General features: G+C 61.3%; 12 protein-coding genes. 1 reads left to right on the top strand and 11 read right to left on the bottom strand.

What is annotated here, in order from left to right; all coding sequences use genetic code 11:
- Positions 1-551: 551 nt before the first annotated feature.
- On the bottom strand, positions 552-1,997 hold the full coding sequence (locus ACEN9F_RS01155) for a hypothetical protein (RefSeq protein WP_413416984.1): 1,446 nt from the start codon (positions 1,995-1,997) through the stop codon (positions 552-554).
- 189 nt (positions 1,998-2,186) lie between these two features.
- Here ACEN9F_RS01155 and ACEN9F_RS01160 point away from each other — a divergent pair, with 189 nt between their 5' ends.
- Positions 2,187-2,405 carry a Rha family transcriptional regulator gene (locus tag ACEN9F_RS01160; RefSeq protein ID WP_413416986.1) on the top strand — a complete coding sequence of 73 codons (219 nt, stop codon included), beginning with the start codon at positions 2,187-2,189 and terminating at the stop codon, positions 2,403-2,405.
- A 196-nt stretch (positions 2,406-2,601) separates the two neighbouring features.
- Here the strand turns inward: ACEN9F_RS01160 and mqo are convergent, their stop codons facing one another.
- From mqo to ACEN9F_RS01210, 10 genes are all read right to left on the bottom strand, one after another.
- Positions 2,602-4,320, bottom strand: a complete 1,719-nt coding sequence (gene mqo, locus ACEN9F_RS01165; protein WP_413416988.1) for a malate dehydrogenase (quinone) — start codon at positions 4,318-4,320, stop codon at positions 2,602-2,604.
- A 91-nt stretch (positions 4,321-4,411) separates the two neighbouring features.
- Entirely contained in the window at positions 4,412-4,645 is a 234-nt protein-coding gene (locus tag ACEN9F_RS01170) for a MarR family winged helix-turn-helix transcriptional regulator (protein ID WP_413416990.1), read from the bottom strand.
- A gap of 263 nt (positions 4,646-4,908) precedes the next feature.
- Positions 4,909-6,048, bottom strand: coding sequence for a serine hydrolase domain-containing protein (locus ACEN9F_RS01175; protein ID WP_413416992.1), 1,140 nt, complete (start codon positions 6,046-6,048; stop codon positions 4,909-4,911).
- Positions 6,049-6,277: 229 nt separating this feature from the next.
- Entirely contained in the window at positions 6,278-6,559 is a 282-nt protein-coding gene (locus tag ACEN9F_RS01180; protein WP_413416994.1) for a hypothetical protein, read from the bottom strand.
- 175 nt (positions 6,560-6,734) lie between these two features.
- Positions 6,735-7,550: an NAD-dependent epimerase/dehydratase family protein gene (locus ACEN9F_RS01185; protein ID WP_413416996.1), complete on the bottom strand. Its 816-nt coding sequence runs from the start codon at positions 7,548-7,550 to the stop codon at positions 6,735-6,737.
- Positions 7,547-7,999, bottom strand: coding sequence for a MarR family winged helix-turn-helix transcriptional regulator (locus ACEN9F_RS01190; RefSeq protein WP_413416998.1), 453 nt, complete (start codon positions 7,997-7,999; stop codon positions 7,547-7,549). The genes ACEN9F_RS01185 and ACEN9F_RS01190 overlap by 4 nt, the downstream gene beginning before the upstream one ends.
- Before the next feature lie 90 nt (positions 8,000-8,089).
- Positions 8,090-10,936, bottom strand: coding sequence for a TonB-dependent receptor domain-containing protein (locus ACEN9F_RS01195; RefSeq protein WP_413416999.1), 2,847 nt, complete (start codon positions 10,934-10,936; stop codon positions 8,090-8,092).
- A gap of 182 nt (positions 10,937-11,118) precedes the next feature.
- A complete protein-coding gene (locus ACEN9F_RS01200) occupies positions 11,119-12,306 on the bottom strand; it encodes a type III PLP-dependent enzyme (RefSeq protein ID WP_413417001.1) in 1,188 nt (395 codons plus the stop codon).
- Positions 12,307-12,309: 3 nt separating this feature from the next.
- Positions 12,310-13,068 carry an HpcH/HpaI aldolase family protein gene (locus ACEN9F_RS01205; RefSeq protein ID WP_413417003.1) on the bottom strand — a complete coding sequence of 253 codons (759 nt, stop codon included), beginning with the start codon at positions 13,066-13,068 and terminating at the stop codon, positions 12,310-12,312.
- A complete protein-coding gene (locus tag ACEN9F_RS01210; protein ID WP_413417005.1) occupies positions 13,065-14,834 on the bottom strand; it encodes an IucA/IucC family protein in 1,770 nt (589 codons plus the stop codon). The genes ACEN9F_RS01205 and ACEN9F_RS01210 overlap by 4 nt, the downstream gene beginning before the upstream one ends.
- Between the last annotated feature and the right edge of the window lie 4 nt (positions 14,835-14,838).

Below are 14,838 nucleotides of genomic sequence, written 5' to 3' on the forward strand. Positions count from 1 at the left end.
GGATCACTCGCGTGCCCAGCGTCTTCGTGTGGCTGGCAGGGTGATGGTGTCGGCGCCGATGTGCTCGGCGTGGATCTTGAACAGTTCGCCTCGCCGGGCGCGGTCAGCAGCGCGGCCCAGATCGCCGCTTGCGCCTGCCTGGTGCAATGCTGTGCAATATCGCTCGCTTCCTGTATTATCAAAAATACCTCGCGTTTGTTGTTGACTGCGACGGCCTCTATCCGCAAACCGTGATTCTCGTGTGTCAGCCGGCGCTTCCACGCGAGCGTCAACCCCTTCTTTGCACGGGCCAGCGACCAACGCCCGGAGGCTGTTGCTCAAGCCAGGTTGCGGGAACTGGCTGCAACGAGTCCTCAGGCCAAGCAGCTGAAAGCCTTGCAGTGTTGATTTGCATCAGAGTTTGACTCAACTTCAAGCATAAATTTGCTTGCATAGCCGAATGCCCCCTGTGACGGGGATCAAGGTCCCTCTTCGCAGGCACGATCAACATAAAAAAGCGGGTCAATCATCCTGGATCAAATCACCGTGCAAACGAACAACTTACGTCCATATCACGAATTCGGAAGCAATCCGTTTAGGTTTTCTTTAACAAACTTTTTCACTTTAGCTGGCGCTCTGTCGAAATTCATATAGCTACCGGCCGAGCCTCGCTCGCTTGCAGCAGGTGCGACGCCCTCGGGGCCATCTGCTCCAAGCCTGAAGTAATAGCGTTTTTGCTGTGCTTTGGAGGCCGATGTTGTAACGTGATAGTTTTCACCTACACTGGTGGTGATGTGATATTCAACTCCATCAATTATCCACATCACGTATTTTCCCTCCCATATTCTGTTCTGGAACGCTTGATGAAATTCAATAGCAAGTTCTCTTGCTTTCGTCGCCATGGCTTCGTCATAAGCGAATTCCGCCATCATGTCGTTGTATTCACCTTCGCTGGCGTCATCTTCGGACGAGATAGCTGTCGATGAGGAGCTCGCTGCCGCTGGTGCTGACGAACTTGCTGCCGCCGATGCTGGCGCCCTATTAGAACTTCCCCGTCCGGATCTTCTTCCTCGACCTCGTCGGCCGCCTCGACCTCCTCGTCGACCGCGATATCCCCGTTGTTTTGTACCTTCTTCCTGTCCTGCAGACTCATCGGCTTCAGACATAGCGGCAGACGAGCCTCCATCGTCAAAATCAGGTCGCTGGACCTTCGCCTCGTAGATATCTTCAAACGCTGCGTCACCAGCCCACGCTGCAGCTGACGGCATCGCAGCAGCTGACGGCATTGTTGCAGCAGATAGTGGCTCAAGCTCATGACTGGGTGTCAATGGCATGAGTGGACTCGCATTCGAGGAGGCTTCGGGCAGCAAGCCATGATCGATTTGGTCCGGTGCTGCATGATCGCCGCCGAGATCCGCTTCCGCCGCAGTCGGCATGGAGGGGGGGGCTAGTTGTTCAGCATTCATACTCTCCGGGGCGGGCACCACGGGCGTATGAATGGTTGCTGCCGTTGAGCTTTCCGACGCAGCATCTCCATCCAGATGTTGCGCAACCTCCCCGGCCACTACGCCTGCCAGCGATTCTGGTGGCGCATTCGGGGCTTGCTGTGAAGCTTTGCCCACAACATTCTGAACATCTGGATTGTTCGCCGCTTGATCGCGTAATACGCCTTGCTGTTGCTGGGTGCGATTTGAGAATAGGAGTCGAATTATGTAGCTCAGCACCAACAATAGGAGGGCTGTTCCGACGGCACCTTCCCAGCCCATCTCATCCTCATCGCCTTCCAACTGGGCTGTTGCTTTGGCTGGAGAGGGCGCAGGAGGTTTTCTTTGACGAGTTGCGGCTTCATCGGCCATTGCTTGCAGACTTTTTAGCTGAAGGGCCTGTTGGCTTTGGGCAGCCAGTGCCTGCAATTTTGCCTGGGCGGCCGCTTGCGGACGAACGTCATTAACAGCTTCCGACATTCCTTGGGATGTGGCCTTAGCTGGTTGGTTGGCATTTTGAATTTGGGTCTTCACGCAGTAGATGTACCACACTGCAGCGGAGAATCCACGTAACTTTACGGTTACACGTGTTTGGCGGCTGAATTGCGCGAGTACTGATAATCCATAACGAATTGAAAGGCTTGGTGGAACGGCTTGCGCTTGCGGACTTTTATAACCACTATCAGACGTTCGACTGATTTACAAATTAGCCAGGAGAGCCGCATGAACGACCGAGTATCAGACGGAAGGTTAAGGTTGGTCACTGATTCACTGAAGGTGGCAGCTATCCACGGTAATCGTCGCGATGACGTGCTGCGACTTATTCGCAAGCGAGCGAAAGATGCAGGCGGGTGGGGCCTCCGCAATTTTGCGGAGGGGGTCTATTTCGATCCTCGAAACCAGCAAAACCATCCGATGTACACAATGACGAAGGACGGCTAACTGCACCGAGTATTTGTTTAATCCGCGAACCGATCGTCGCTCCGCATGGGAGGCTCAGTGGTTTCCGATCGCAAGTAGCGTCGGAGTAGGCTTTACAAAAACCGATGATGATCGACGTCGCAGTGCTCCCTGGAGCGCTGCGTGCCTGCAGTTGGACGCCTTCACGCGTCCATTTCTTAGCTGCAGCCTGGCAGCACTACAGTGCGATATCCGGTACTTTTTTCACTTGCCCAGGTTGCTCGACGGGCTCGGCGCCTGGAACGAAGCTGTCCAGGCTTGGCGATGCGATGGCCAGCTGCAGTGTTTCAGCGGTGGTTGCCCAGGTGGCCGCCAGTAGTTGCGGGTTCTCGTTGAGCTTTTTGCCATACGAAGGAACGATCTCGCGAATTTTTGCCTGCCAGGCGTCCGTCTTCACGCGGTCCGGGAACACCTTCTCCAGCAGCGACAGCATGATCGCCGGCGAGGTGGAGCCGCCTGGCGACGCTCCCAGCAACGCAGACACCGAACGGTCTTCCGAAACCACGACTTCGGTACCCAGCTTCAGTACGCCGCCTTTGTCGGGAATGTTCTTGATGATCTGCACACGCTGGCCCGCTTGCCACAAACGCCAGTCTTCGTCCTTTGCCTCAGGCATGTAGCGCCGCAGCGCCGCCATTTTATCTTCGCGGGACAGCTCCAGTTGCTGCGCGAGATATTTGACGAGCGCAAACTCATGGGCGCCGACTTGAAGTTGCGGAATGATGTTGGACGGCGTGGTTGCCTTCGCGATATCGAAATACGATCCGTTCTTGAGGAATTTGGTGGACCAGGTGGCGAACGGTCCGAACAGCAGCACGGTTTTACCATCCAGCACGCGGGTGTCCAGATGCGGCACCGACATCGGTGGCGAACCGGTATCCGCCAGGCCGTAGACCTTGGCCAGATGGCGCGAGGTAATTGCCGGATTGTCCGTGACCAGGAACTCGCCGCCTACCGGGAAACCGCCATACTGCTTCGCTTCGGGAATACCCGACAACTGCAACAGCGGCAAAGCGGCGCCGCCCGCGCCGATGAAGATGTGGCGTGCATCGATCGTCTGGATGTTGGAACTATCCTTGATGTCGAAAGCCGATACGCGCCAGGATCCATCGTCGTTGCGCGTGATCGAGCGGACCTCGTGTCCGGTCGAAATCTTGCTGCCCACGGTTTCGCCGAGATGCTTGTAGAACTGGCGGGTGATCGCGCCCAGGTTCACATCGGTGCCGAGCGGCGAACGGGTGGCGGTAACCATCTCGTCCGGTTTGCGGCCTTCCATCATGATCGGAACCCATTCAGTAACCTTGGCCGGATCGGTGGTCATTTCCATGCCGGCGAACAGCGGCGATGCCTTCAGCGCCGCGACGCGCTTGCGAATGAACTCGCGGTTCTCCTTGCCGAACACCAGATTCATGTGCGGCGTCGAATTGATGAACTCGCGCGGATTGCCCAGCACGCCCTTGCGCACCTGATGCGACCAGAATTGGCGCGAGATCTGGAAGTTCTCGTTGATGCCTATCGCCTGGGTAATATGCACTTCCTCTTTATCGTCCATCGGGGTGTAGTTCAGTTCGCAGAGCGCCGAGTGACCGGTGCCGGCGTTGTTCCATCCATTGGAACTTTCTTCCGCAACTTTGTCCAAACGTTCGAACACTTCGAAGGTCCATTTTGGTTCCAACTCGGACAGATAGACACCGAGCGTCGCGCTCATGATGCCGCCGCCGATCAGCAGCACGTCCACCGTGCGATCCGCCTTGGCGGCACGGAATTGGCCACCGAAGAAGACCGAGTAACCACCCCATACTGCTGCGGCGCCCACGGCGGCTCCAATAAACTTGCGTCGGGAGAAGCGCTTGCCGCTGGCAGGCGCTGCTGTATTGTTGTTCTTTGCTTGACTCATGGGGTGTACCCTTCTAAGGAATATTGAAAGCGACCGGCACCGTCGAGCAAAAACGGGAGCGCCCGTAGACCTTGTGGATCACTGCGTTGATCTATGGGTAAAGCGCGGCGCCTTTTTCGGTCAGGGTAATATTGACTTGGCAGCGGTCCGCCTGATCGCGGACTTTTCGGACAATGCCCTTGGCCTCCATCCGATCCAGCAAACGTGACATTGGGCCGGGCTCGATCGCGGCCAACTGGCAAAACTTATTTACGGTCCGTGCGCGATCACGCATCGCACCGATGACGACGATAAACTGCGACGCAGTCAGGTCGGGCGGCAGCATTTCTTTATCAAGTGCCTGCACTGAGATAGGAATTATATTTACCTAGGTAATTATTCTCAAGTGGTTTTCCCTACGTGTTTTTCCTTACGAGGGACCGGTATATGGTGCTGATCGTCGAGGTCAAACACCGATTGCTCTCAAGCGCGCCTTGCCATCCATCCTGACGAAATGCGAAGGCGAGCTAAATGCGCGCGTGATTCAGGTGTTGCTGAGCGGGACGGACAGTTAACGGGGGCGAAGTTGAGCAATTGACGCAGCCGACCCTAGTTCGCGCCTTGCATGGATTCCACTGCGTCGAAGATGTGCGCCAGCGCGCTTTCCATGGCGTCGGCAGTGGCGTTGCCGCTCTGGTTGGTGATGATGAAGACCCCGAGCTGATATTTCGGTACGATATAGGCGTAGCTTTGTGCGCGTGGCACGCCGCCGTGATGCACATAGTGTGTGCCTAACTGGCTGTTGTGGCCGATATTCCAGAAATAGCCAATGCTGAAGTCGTCCTGAAAGCGCACCAGCGGCTTGTGCGACTCGAGTACGGCGGGATTGGAGTCCAATTGCAGGCGCAGGTACTTCACCATATCCGGCATCGTCGACTTCAGGTTCCCGGCCGCGCCCCAAGGCAACTGCGGCATCGGTGTGGTGGCGACAGGATTGTCGCTGTGGTAGCCGGGCGCCAGCCGGCCGGCATCCTGGGCAGTCACGTGCAGCTTGGTATCGTGCATGCTGGCTTCGCGCGCCAGGAATTGCGTGAGCAGGACTTCGTAGGGTGTTCCGTAGATTTTCTCGAGAGAATACGCGACCAGTTCGGTACCGGCGCTTGAATATGCATATTCTTTGCCGAGCGGGCCTTTGATGCTAACTGTGTGCAGGTCCTGCCAGAATTGCTGCTGCCCGTAGCTGGCGTAGGCGGCATTGAGTTTGGCCGGCGTGCCGTGCGCAGTGAAGTCCTTTAACACCGTGTTCACCTGCAGCGGCAGCATGCCCGGCATATTGCTGGTGTGTGTGATCAGATGGCGCAAGCGGATTGGCTCGCCCTGCGACTGCAAGTTCGGGTAAGCGGCCGGTAGGTACTTTTGTATCGGATCGTCGAGCGTCGCCTTCCCATCAAGCACCGCGTTCGCCAACAGCAGGCCAGCAAAAGTCTTGCTGATCGAGCCGATTTCATAAAGTGTCGTATTGTTCGGAGGATTGGCTTTGCCGGTCTCCAGTTCGCCGTGATGCTGGATGAATTCCTTGCCGCGATAGACGACCGCGATCGAGGTCGCGTGCAGCAGTTTGGCCTGCAACAGGGTGCTCGCGGTCCGGCTCATTGCCGTTGGGATGTCACGCGTAGACGCAGAGTCTGCGGGCTTGCACGCGGTTAGCACCAGCGTCATTCCAGTTATGACTACGGCGAGTTTGTTCATCAGGCGCATTATCCAAGGCGGGAGTGACATTCTCGCACAACGGATTTTCAATTGACAAAAAAATATCCGAAGGCGGCCGTCAAACGGCATAGACCAGGAACCACTGAGCCGCTCTATTGTTACGGACGAGTTAAATTCGAAACTTGCACCTCCGACCAAGAATACCAATGCAATCAAAGGCCTGCGTGAGAACGCGGGCCTTTTGTTTCTGTGATCCGCAGAGGCCGGTTCACATCGCGTTTTCCGCACCCGGCCTGCCTTGAGCGGTCGATAATCTGAATTTCAGCCGCCTGTCTCCCATCAGGTCCTGGAGCGCCTTGACGCTCATTCCCGTGACTTCATGCAGTCGCAGCAATACCGCTGCGCTCACCGGCATGCGGTTATGCCGGATCTTGCTGATGACAGCAGGATTGACTTCGGCTATGCGGCATAGCGCAGCGTCGTTCTTCAATCGCAACTTCCATAAGATTGCGTTCAGCATCGAATTAGGGTCATAGTGTTGTGCATTCATGCGTTCGCTCTCAAGAGATAGTGAATAGTCAGGGTCAAGATTTAACCACTGTAATAATTACACGGGGAGCCCAAGCGCTGTGTGCGCTGCTGCACAAAACCACGATGCCTCGGCCTCGTCCTGCGGGCGAGGCCCGTTGACCGGGGCCGCGCATACTGCCGGACCGTCAGCGCGGCTAGAGTATTTCTTCTCGCTGAGCTTGGTAAATGGTCGCGACCGTCGGCTGAAAGCCCAGGCTGCGCGCGAGCGAGCCGTCGGCGTGGCCGGACCAGGGATGCTCAAGCGGCATGGACGACGGCGCCATCGTCGCACCGACCAGTTCGACGACCTCGTACATCGAAATCGGCGCTTCATCGACCGTGTTGACGATGCGCCCGTCCACCGCGCCAGACAGGGCCAGATTGACGGCGGTGGCGATGTCTCGATGATGGATCATGCTCAGCTTCTTGGCGGGATGCCACTTCAGCATGTCCACATACCTGGGCAGCGATTCCAGATGTCCGTCCTGGTCGCCATACACGAAGGGGAGGCGCAGGATCGACCAGTTCAGACCGCTTTCCCGGAGTTCTTTTTCCGCAGCGAGCTTGCTGGCCGGGTAGTCTTCCTTCGGATCGCAGGCATCGTCTTCGCGTCCTGGACGCGGGCTGTCAGGGTTGTAGACCAGGATCGTGCTGGCCATGATGAAACGCGCATCGGGCGCGTGGGCCTTCGCCGCGTCGATGAGGTTGCGCGTACCTTCGAGATTGACCCGCCAAACCAGGCCGGTGTCGGGCGTGCGAAAAACGGCGGCAAGGTGGACGATGGCGGACACGCCTTGTACCGCCTCGGCGAGCGAGACCGGGTCGAGGATGTCGCCTTCGACCGGCGTTACGCCTGCAGGCAGCTGCTTGCCAGCCCGCACCAGCGCGCGGCATTCAACACCGGCCTCCACGAGGCGTTTCAGCAGGCGCGGTCCCACAAGACCCGTGCCGCCGGTTACCAGGATCGTCATGTTTTGCTTCCTTCCTTTAGTTGATGGCTTAGTCGTTCCGTGGCGCCCTGGAGCACCCGGACAACGGTCGCGAGCTCGGCGTCGTCGACCGCGTCGAAGGACACCTTCAGGATCAGGTCGATCGGGTCCGGCAATCCCTTCCACAGCTTGAGCCCGGCGGGAGTGATCGTGAGTAGCCTTTGGCGCTGATCGTCGGCGGCCGGCGTTTGCTTGATGAAGCCTTTGCGGACGAGGGCGCCCACGATTTCGCTGAGCGTTGGCTTCTCCACCTGCAATAAGTTCAAGAAGTCGCGCTGCACCGTCGGCCCGTTATTAGCCAATTGCCACAGGACATACCACTGCGTCGAACCGAGGTCATGCGGACGCAAGGTCGTTTCCATCAGCGCGCGACTGGCGAGGTAGTACCTCTTAACCCAGGCTGCTGCCGATTGTGGATTCAAGTGGTCCATGTGGATCCTTTAATGTAGTTTGGCACCGAACCATTATAGTTCGGTGCCAAACTTAATATCAAGCGTTAATTTGCGCGGCTGGATGCCCGCCTAGAACAGCGTCCGAGCGCCCAAGGTGAAGTAACGTCCACGCGGATCGTCGCCCAGCGCGAAGCCGTCGCGCAGGCCGGCCCTGGTGCCGTTGCCGGAGAACGCGCCGATCGGCGGCGTGGCGTTGAACAGGTTTTCGATATTGAAGTAGAGCTGGGCGTCGCCCAATCCCAGGTCGACCTTATAACCGAAGTTCAGGCTGGTGGTGGCGAACGAACGCATGTGGTTGTTGGCCCACACCTCGGCCGGATCGCCGCTCAACTTCATGGCGCTGCGCCAGCGCTGCATGACGTCCACGGTCAGGTCGTCCAGCGGCCGGAAGCGGAAGAAGCCCGACACGCGCACCGCCGGCGTCGCGGCCATGCCGCCGGCGCCAAACGCCACGCCGCCCTGGTCGACCGTCGCCAGCCCCGGCTGCTCGTAGTAGACGTGCGGCTGCCATGCGGTCAGCACGCGCAGCGACATCGGACGGTCGAACAGCTTGGCCGCATAGTTGGCCTCCAGGTCGAGACCGAAGGTTTCGACTTGCGAGATATTCACGCTGCGGTTGTACCAGGCGGTGACCGCGTTGGCGGCCGACTTGTCGGCAAAGCCGTTGGGACGCGCCTGCAACGCGCAGTAAGGCGAGCTGCCGCCGCTGTTGTAGCACGCCGCCTGGAACGCGGCGGTCGATCCGGAGACGGTGGTGATGGCGTCGGAAATCTTGATGCGGTAGGCGTCGACGGCAAAGCTGAGCTTGGGCATCGGCTTCCAGATCAGGCCCACGGTCGTGGTGTTGCCGATTTCCGCAGTCAGCTTGTCGTTCGACACGTCGTATTGCGGCACGGTCGGACTGGTGCCCGTCAGCGTGTCGGTGGGGCGGACCTGCACCATCGAGGTCGGCGCAAACAGGTCGTACAGCGTCGGTGCCCGGATGTCGCGCGAGCGCGTCACGCGCAGCCGCAGCGAGTCCAGCACGCTCCAGTCTATCCCCGCTTTCCACGTCACGTAGTTGCCGCTGGTGTTGTACGAGGTGTAGCGAACGGCGCCGTTTGCGTTGAGTTTTTTGGCAAGCGGCGCATCCTTGAGCAGCGGCACATCGACCTCGCCCGCCACTTCCCATACGCGCTGGCTGACGGCCAGCGGACTTTCGCCAAACACAAATTCAGTGAGCGCGGTGCCGGCGGCGCAGTTCAGCGTCAGGCCGGTGCAGTTGACCAGGTCGGTGGGGCGCGAGCTGCTGTGCGAGGTGAACGACATGTCGCGCCATTCGGCGGAGACGGCGGCGTTGACCGGGCCGGCCCAGCTGTCGAACGGACTGCCGGTGATCTGGCCGGAGACGTCGTTCATCACCGTCCTGGAGGCGAACCGCACGTCGTCCGTGATGTAGTCGATCGCCTGCGCCGACGAGGCGCTCGGTCCGAAGACATTCAGCGGCACGCAATCGTCGGCTACGCCGGGATTGGTCACCGTGATATTGCACACGGTCTTGCCGCCGCTGTTGACCGCATCGAGCGCGCCCGACAGTTTCTGGCGATTCAGGACGTTGCCCAGGGTCGTGTCGAGCTTGGCGACGCCGTGCGTGTAGTCGGCATTCCAGTTCACGCCGCCGGACTTGCCTTCAATGCCGCCGGTGTAGACCCATTGCCTGGAATCCGAGTCGGCCTGGATGCGCGGAATATCGGTCATGAACTTGCTGAAGCCGAACGTCGCCTGCGTGGCCGGGATCAGCGCCTGGTACTGCGACGGCAGGAAGGCGTTGTTGCGGCGCAGGGATACGCCGTTGAGCTGATTGGTCTCCGCGAAGCTGGTATTGCTTTTCAGATTGCCCGAGATCTGCAGATAGGTGCGCACATCGGGCGTCAGCTCGTAGTCGACCCGGCCAAACAGCTGCTTGCCTTCCAGCTGGGACAGCAGGCCGGAATCCCAGTAGCCGCCATCGCCGCCGACTTCAATCGCCGCCGTGCCGGTCGGCGTGCCGGCGATGAACGGACTCAGCACGCCGTTGGATTTGAAGGTTTGTCCCGCCAGGGCGCCGTTGGTAATCAAGCCGCCGGCCGGGAAACTCTTCTGCCGGAGATTACTCTGCAGGACATAGGGATTGGCCGCCGTGCCGGCGCCGGTCACGCCCACCTGGTTCATCCAGTCGCGGTCCGAACGGTGGTCGATGCCTCCTTCCTTGCGATATTCGAGGCCGGCCTCGACATGCAGGCCGCGCGCCAATGTGGCGCCGTAGGCCAGGCCGGCGTTGGACTTGGCCGCGTCGCCTTGTTCCGATACGCCATGGCTGGCGTCGACCTTGACGCCGTTGAACTTGTGATCGATCACGTAGTTCACGACACCGGTCATGGCGTCCGATCCGTACACGGCCGACACGCCGCCGGTGACGATATCGACCCGCTCGACAAACATCTGCGGGATCAGGTCGACGTCGACCGCGCCGTTGTACAGCGTCGGCGGCACGCGCTTGCCGTCCATCAGCACCAGCGTGCGGGTCGAACCGATATTGCGCAGGTTGAGCTGGTTGGCGGAACCGCTGCCGCCGGCCGCGCTGCCGGCGGTGGTCGGGTTGCTGCTGGAGCCGCGCGAGCCGGCGAACACCGGCAGGGTGTTGAGCGCTTCCGCCAGGGTGGAGCCTGGCTTGGAGGTCAGCAGGTCATCCGAATTCATGACCGTCATCGGCGACGGGCTGCCGTCGCCGTTCTTGATCACGCGCGAGCCGGTGACGGTCACCGACGTCAGCGGTGCTTCGGCCGGCGGCGCATCGTTGGGCGGAATGGTACTGGCGCTCTCGCTTTGGGCGGAGGCCGTGCCGCAGATCGCCAGCATGCTGGCGCTGCAGATTAATAGGTCTTGTAGTTTTTTCATATTGTCTCCTGGGTTGCTCGTTGATTCCCTGGTGCTGTCGGTGTCGTTTGTTGTTGCATCTCCGTTTTGTACTTGCGATGTCGTAGCGTAATGAATTCTTGGCCGCATGGCTTTGCACAAAAGGTAGATTAACTGGCACTTTTCTTGGGCGAGGGGGGCTTGCAGGAGACGCGGTATGCGGATCAGCGGCTGAAGTAGCGCCGTTCGGGATGGGGATGGCTGAGGAAGTCGTGGTGCGAAATATGCCATCCGTAGGCGCCGGCCAGGGCAAACACCAGGCAATCGCCGGCGCGCAGTTGCGTCACCTGGACGTCGCTCGCCAGCACGTCCTTGGGCGTGCACAGTTCGCCGCAGATCGTCACCGGCGCATCGGTCACGCCGGGGCGCGCAAACGGATAGCCCCAGTGCTCGCGGCGGGCGATCGTAAATGGATGGTTGTGCTGCCACGAGACCGGCAGGCGGAAATGATGCGAGCCGCCGCGCAGGATGGCAAAGTTCTTGCCATGCGTGGTCTTGATATCGATGACCTCGCTCACATACACGCCGCAATCGGCGCTGATGTAGCGGCCGCATTCAAAGATCAGCTGGAAGGCGGGCCGGCATTGCGCGATCAGCCCGGCCAGCCCGGTGCAGAACGCATCCCACGCGAATTGCCGGGCGGGGTCGGCATAGTTGACGCCGATGCCGCCGCCGACATTGAGCCAGGCGAAGCGGATCCGATAGCGCTCCTCCCATGCCTGGGCCAGGCCGATGTAGTGGCGCAGCAGCGCCAGGTGGTCGCCGACATGCAGGTTGTTCGACAGCGCATGGATATGCAGTCCCTCCAGCTGGATGTTGGGCAGGCTCAGACTCAAGGCGATCATTGCCGGCATCTGCGCTTGGTCGATGCCGAACTGGGTGGCCTGGCCGCCCATGCGCAAGGTGGCCTGGGTGTCGCCGGGCAGGCTGGCCGGATTCACGCGCAACAGGATGCGCGCGGTCTGGCGGCGCTTGCCGGCGATCCAGTCCAGGCGCCGCAGCTGGTGTTCGCTTTCGATGTGGATCAGCATCACTTGCTGGTCCAGTGCGCCCTCCAGCTCGGCGTCGGTCTTGCCGGGGCCGCCGAAAATAATCGGCACCTGCCGGTCCACCGCGCGGACCTTGTCGATCTCGCCCAGCGAAGCGACCTCGAAGCCGTCCAGCGCGGGATGCAGCGCTTCTAGCACCGGCGCATCGCTGTTGGCCTTGATTGCATAGAACAGCTTGCATTGCGGCGGCAGCTTGCCATGCAAACCCTGGGCGCGGGTCTGCAAATGCGCCAGGTCGTAGAGGTAGGCGCAGGCCGGGGTGGCCTGCGCCTGGATGTAGTCGAGGACTAATTGTTCGCGCATGTCTTACTCCAGGTTGGGTTGGTGCTGCGCCAGATGGGCGCTCATGGCGCGGCGGCTGATGCCGCGGTCGTCGCCGAGGATGAACAGGCGCACCTGCTGCAGCATGGCGGCGTCGAAGTCTTCACGGGCGCGCGGCAGTACGCAGAACGCCTTGCCATGACGGCTGGCGGCCGACTGTATCGCGCTCACGCCGGCGCGTACGCGCGGATGGCGGGTCTGCCATGGCAGGCCCAGCGATTGCGACAGATCGGCCGCGCCTTCCATCAGGACATCGATGCCGTCGACGGCTGCGATGCGGTCGGCCTCGGACAGGCCTTCGGCGTCTTCGATCATGGCGATCACCAGCGTCTGGCTGCTCATCGCGGCCATGGCGGCGGCCAGGTCGTCGCGGCCGTAGGCGCTGTGCCATGTGCTGTTGAGACCGCGTTGTCCGCGCGGCGCGTAGTGGCAGGCGCGCACCGCTTCCTGCGCCTGTGCGGCGGACTGGATGCGCGCAAACACGATGCCTTCGGCGCCGTGATCGAGCGCCTGCAGCGCCTGATAGGGCGCGGCCACCCGCACCAGCGCCGCGATGCCCGCCGCGCGCGCCGCCAGCAGCATGGACGCCAGCTGGCCGGGGCCGATCAGCGTATGTTCGAGGTCGATCACCAGGAAGTCGTAGCCGGCGGCGGCGATCAGCTCGACCGTCAAGGCCGCCGGCGTCGAGCAGAACAGGCCGAACAACGGCGCCGGCAGCGCCAGTCTCTGTTTGAGCGTTGTCATGCTTGCCGCGCCAGCGGATTCGGCGCCGCCCGGGTGCGCAGGCGTATCTCGGACTGGAAGCGGCGGCTGGCCAGCAGCTCGATATCGACCTCGGCGGCAAAACAGTCGAACAGCGCGTAACGCGCCGCCAGTTCGGGATGGCGCGCCTGGTGCGCATGCAGCACATCGGCGACGATGCCCCAGAACCGGGCTTCCGGCACCGCATAAAAGCGCGCGTACAGCCACGCCAATTCGGCCAGGTTGACGAAGAACAGGGCGTCGAAGGTGAAGTCGCGCAGCTCGTTGGCGTCGTCGGTCTGGATGAATGAATTGGGATTGACCAGCGCATGCGCGCCTGGCGGCGCGGTCAGCGCCGGCGCCGGCCCGGCCAGCAAGGCCGGGCTGAAGCGCACGCCATCGTGGAAATCCTTCAGCGCCACGCGTTCGGGCAATCCATCCATGTGCAGCAGCAGCATGTTTTGCGCATGCGATTCGAGCGCGACACCCTGGGTCCACAGCAGGTGCAGCACCGGCAGCCAGGCCCGTTCGACCAGCGTTTGCAGCCAGTGGGCGGCGCCATGCCGTGCGACCCAGTCATCGATCAGGGGCCGTCCATCGGTATCGATATGCAGGATGGCGGTCATCGGCGCCGCCTGCTCCCGCGGCGCCAGATGCCGATGGATGCTGTCGCGCCAGATGCACGCCAGCGCGCCGTACTGGGCGGCGGCAGCGGCGGGGCGCGTGTAGCTGACGCCCGCCGTTTCGCGCAGGATCACAGGCGGCCGCATCGGTTGCGGCCATGCGGTATCGCGCACCAGCGCCTGCAGCCAGTCGCTGATCGGCGCCGCATTGCGTACCGTATGCGGCGCCAGCACGCGCGAGGTCGAGGTGTTGACCAGATTCATGGCCAGCTTGATCGAGGGCCGCTGCGGCGCCGTCATGCTGCCGAGCGTGCGTATTGATTGCTGCGGTAGGTATTGTTCGGACATGGGGCCCAGCAACAGCAGATCGCCGCAAGCCAGCGCCTGGTGAAAGCCCGGAGCGATGATCTCTTCCCACTGCCAGGGGTGAACCGGCAGCGGCAGGTAGTCGCCGGCGGCCAGGCCGCGCCGCGTCAACTCCCGGTCGAAGCGCAGATGGTCGGCCTCGTGCAGCAGGTAGTTGCTTTCCCCCATGGCGGTGACATCGGCGGCGAATGCCGCAGCGGCGCGGGCGCGCTTGACGGCCAGCAGCAGCGGCTGGACGGCTTCGGTGATTTCGGGGCCGTAGGCGGCGTTGTCGGCCAGCGTGAACCCCAGCCGCGATTTGTAGCTCGGATGATAGGGGTGGCTGTCGGTCAGGCGCGCCTCCATCCGGTCGTAGGCCGCGCCGCGCAGTGGACTGCGGCTGCGGAAATGCAGGGTCTGGGCGTCCTTGATCTGGGTCGCCAGCAGTTCCGCCGCAAATTGCTGCAGCCGCTGGGCATCGGCCTCGAGCAAGGCCGCGATCTCCGCCAGGAACAGCGCGGGGTCGCCGGCTTCCTCCTGGCTGCCGTCCGCGGCGACGCGCATGAGCGGGCTGAGCAATCGGACGCGGCCGAAGCTGAAGCTGGTCTGCGCCGTGCAACTGTAGGCGATGTCGGCGCCTTCGTGGTCGCGGCCGGGCAGGCGAACTTGCCCGTTCTCGACCGCGATCCCGCGCAGCGCGCGTTCAAACAGCAAGGCTTCGAGCAACTGGCGCAGCACGCGCCGGCTGGCCTGGTGATAGGCGGGACTGTCGATCAATTCTTGGTAGTGGCGTGTCGGCATGATG

The organism is Duganella sp. CT11-25, from assembly GCF_047302815.1.
Taxonomy (GTDB): Bacteria; Pseudomonadota; Gammaproteobacteria; order Burkholderiales; family Burkholderiaceae_D; genus Rugamonas.

Coding starts and splice junctions, on each gene's coding strand:
- ACEN9F_RS01160 (WP_413416986.1), top strand. CDS start 2,187: ATGAACGACCGAGTATCAGACGGAAGGTTAAGGTTGGTCACTGATTCA.
- mqo (WP_413416988.1), bottom strand. CDS start 4,320: ATGAGTCAAGCAAAGAACAACAATACAGCAGCGCCTGCCAGCGGCAAG.
- ACEN9F_RS01170 (WP_413416990.1), bottom strand. CDS start 4,645: ATGCTGCCGCCCGACCTGACTGCGTCGCAGTTTATCGTCGTCATCGGT.
- ACEN9F_RS01175 (WP_413416992.1), bottom strand. CDS start 6,048: ATGAACAAACTCGCCGTAGTCATAACTGGAATGACGCTGGTGCTAACC.
- ACEN9F_RS01180 (WP_413416994.1), bottom strand. CDS start 6,559: ATGAATGCACAACACTATGACCCTAATTCGATGCTGAACGCAATCTTA.
- ACEN9F_RS01185 (WP_413416996.1), bottom strand. CDS start 7,550: ATGACGATCCTGGTAACCGGCGGCACGGGTCTTGTGGGACCGCGCCTG.
- ACEN9F_RS01190 (WP_413416998.1), bottom strand. CDS start 7,999: ATGGACCACTTGAATCCACAATCGGCAGCAGCCTGGGTTAAGAGGTAC.
- ACEN9F_RS01195 (WP_413416999.1), bottom strand. CDS start 10,936: ATGAAAAAACTACAAGACCTATTAATCTGCAGCGCCAGCATGCTGGCG.
- ACEN9F_RS01200 (WP_413417001.1), bottom strand. CDS start 12,306: ATGCGCGAACAATTAGTCCTCGACTACATCCAGGCGCAGGCCACCCCG.
- ACEN9F_RS01205 (WP_413417003.1), bottom strand. CDS start 13,068: ATGACAACGCTCAAACAGAGACTGGCGCTGCCGGCGCCGTTGTTCGGC.
- ACEN9F_RS01210 (WP_413417005.1), bottom strand. CDS start 14,834: ATGCCGACACGCCACTACCAAGAATTGATCGACAGTCCCGCCTATCAC.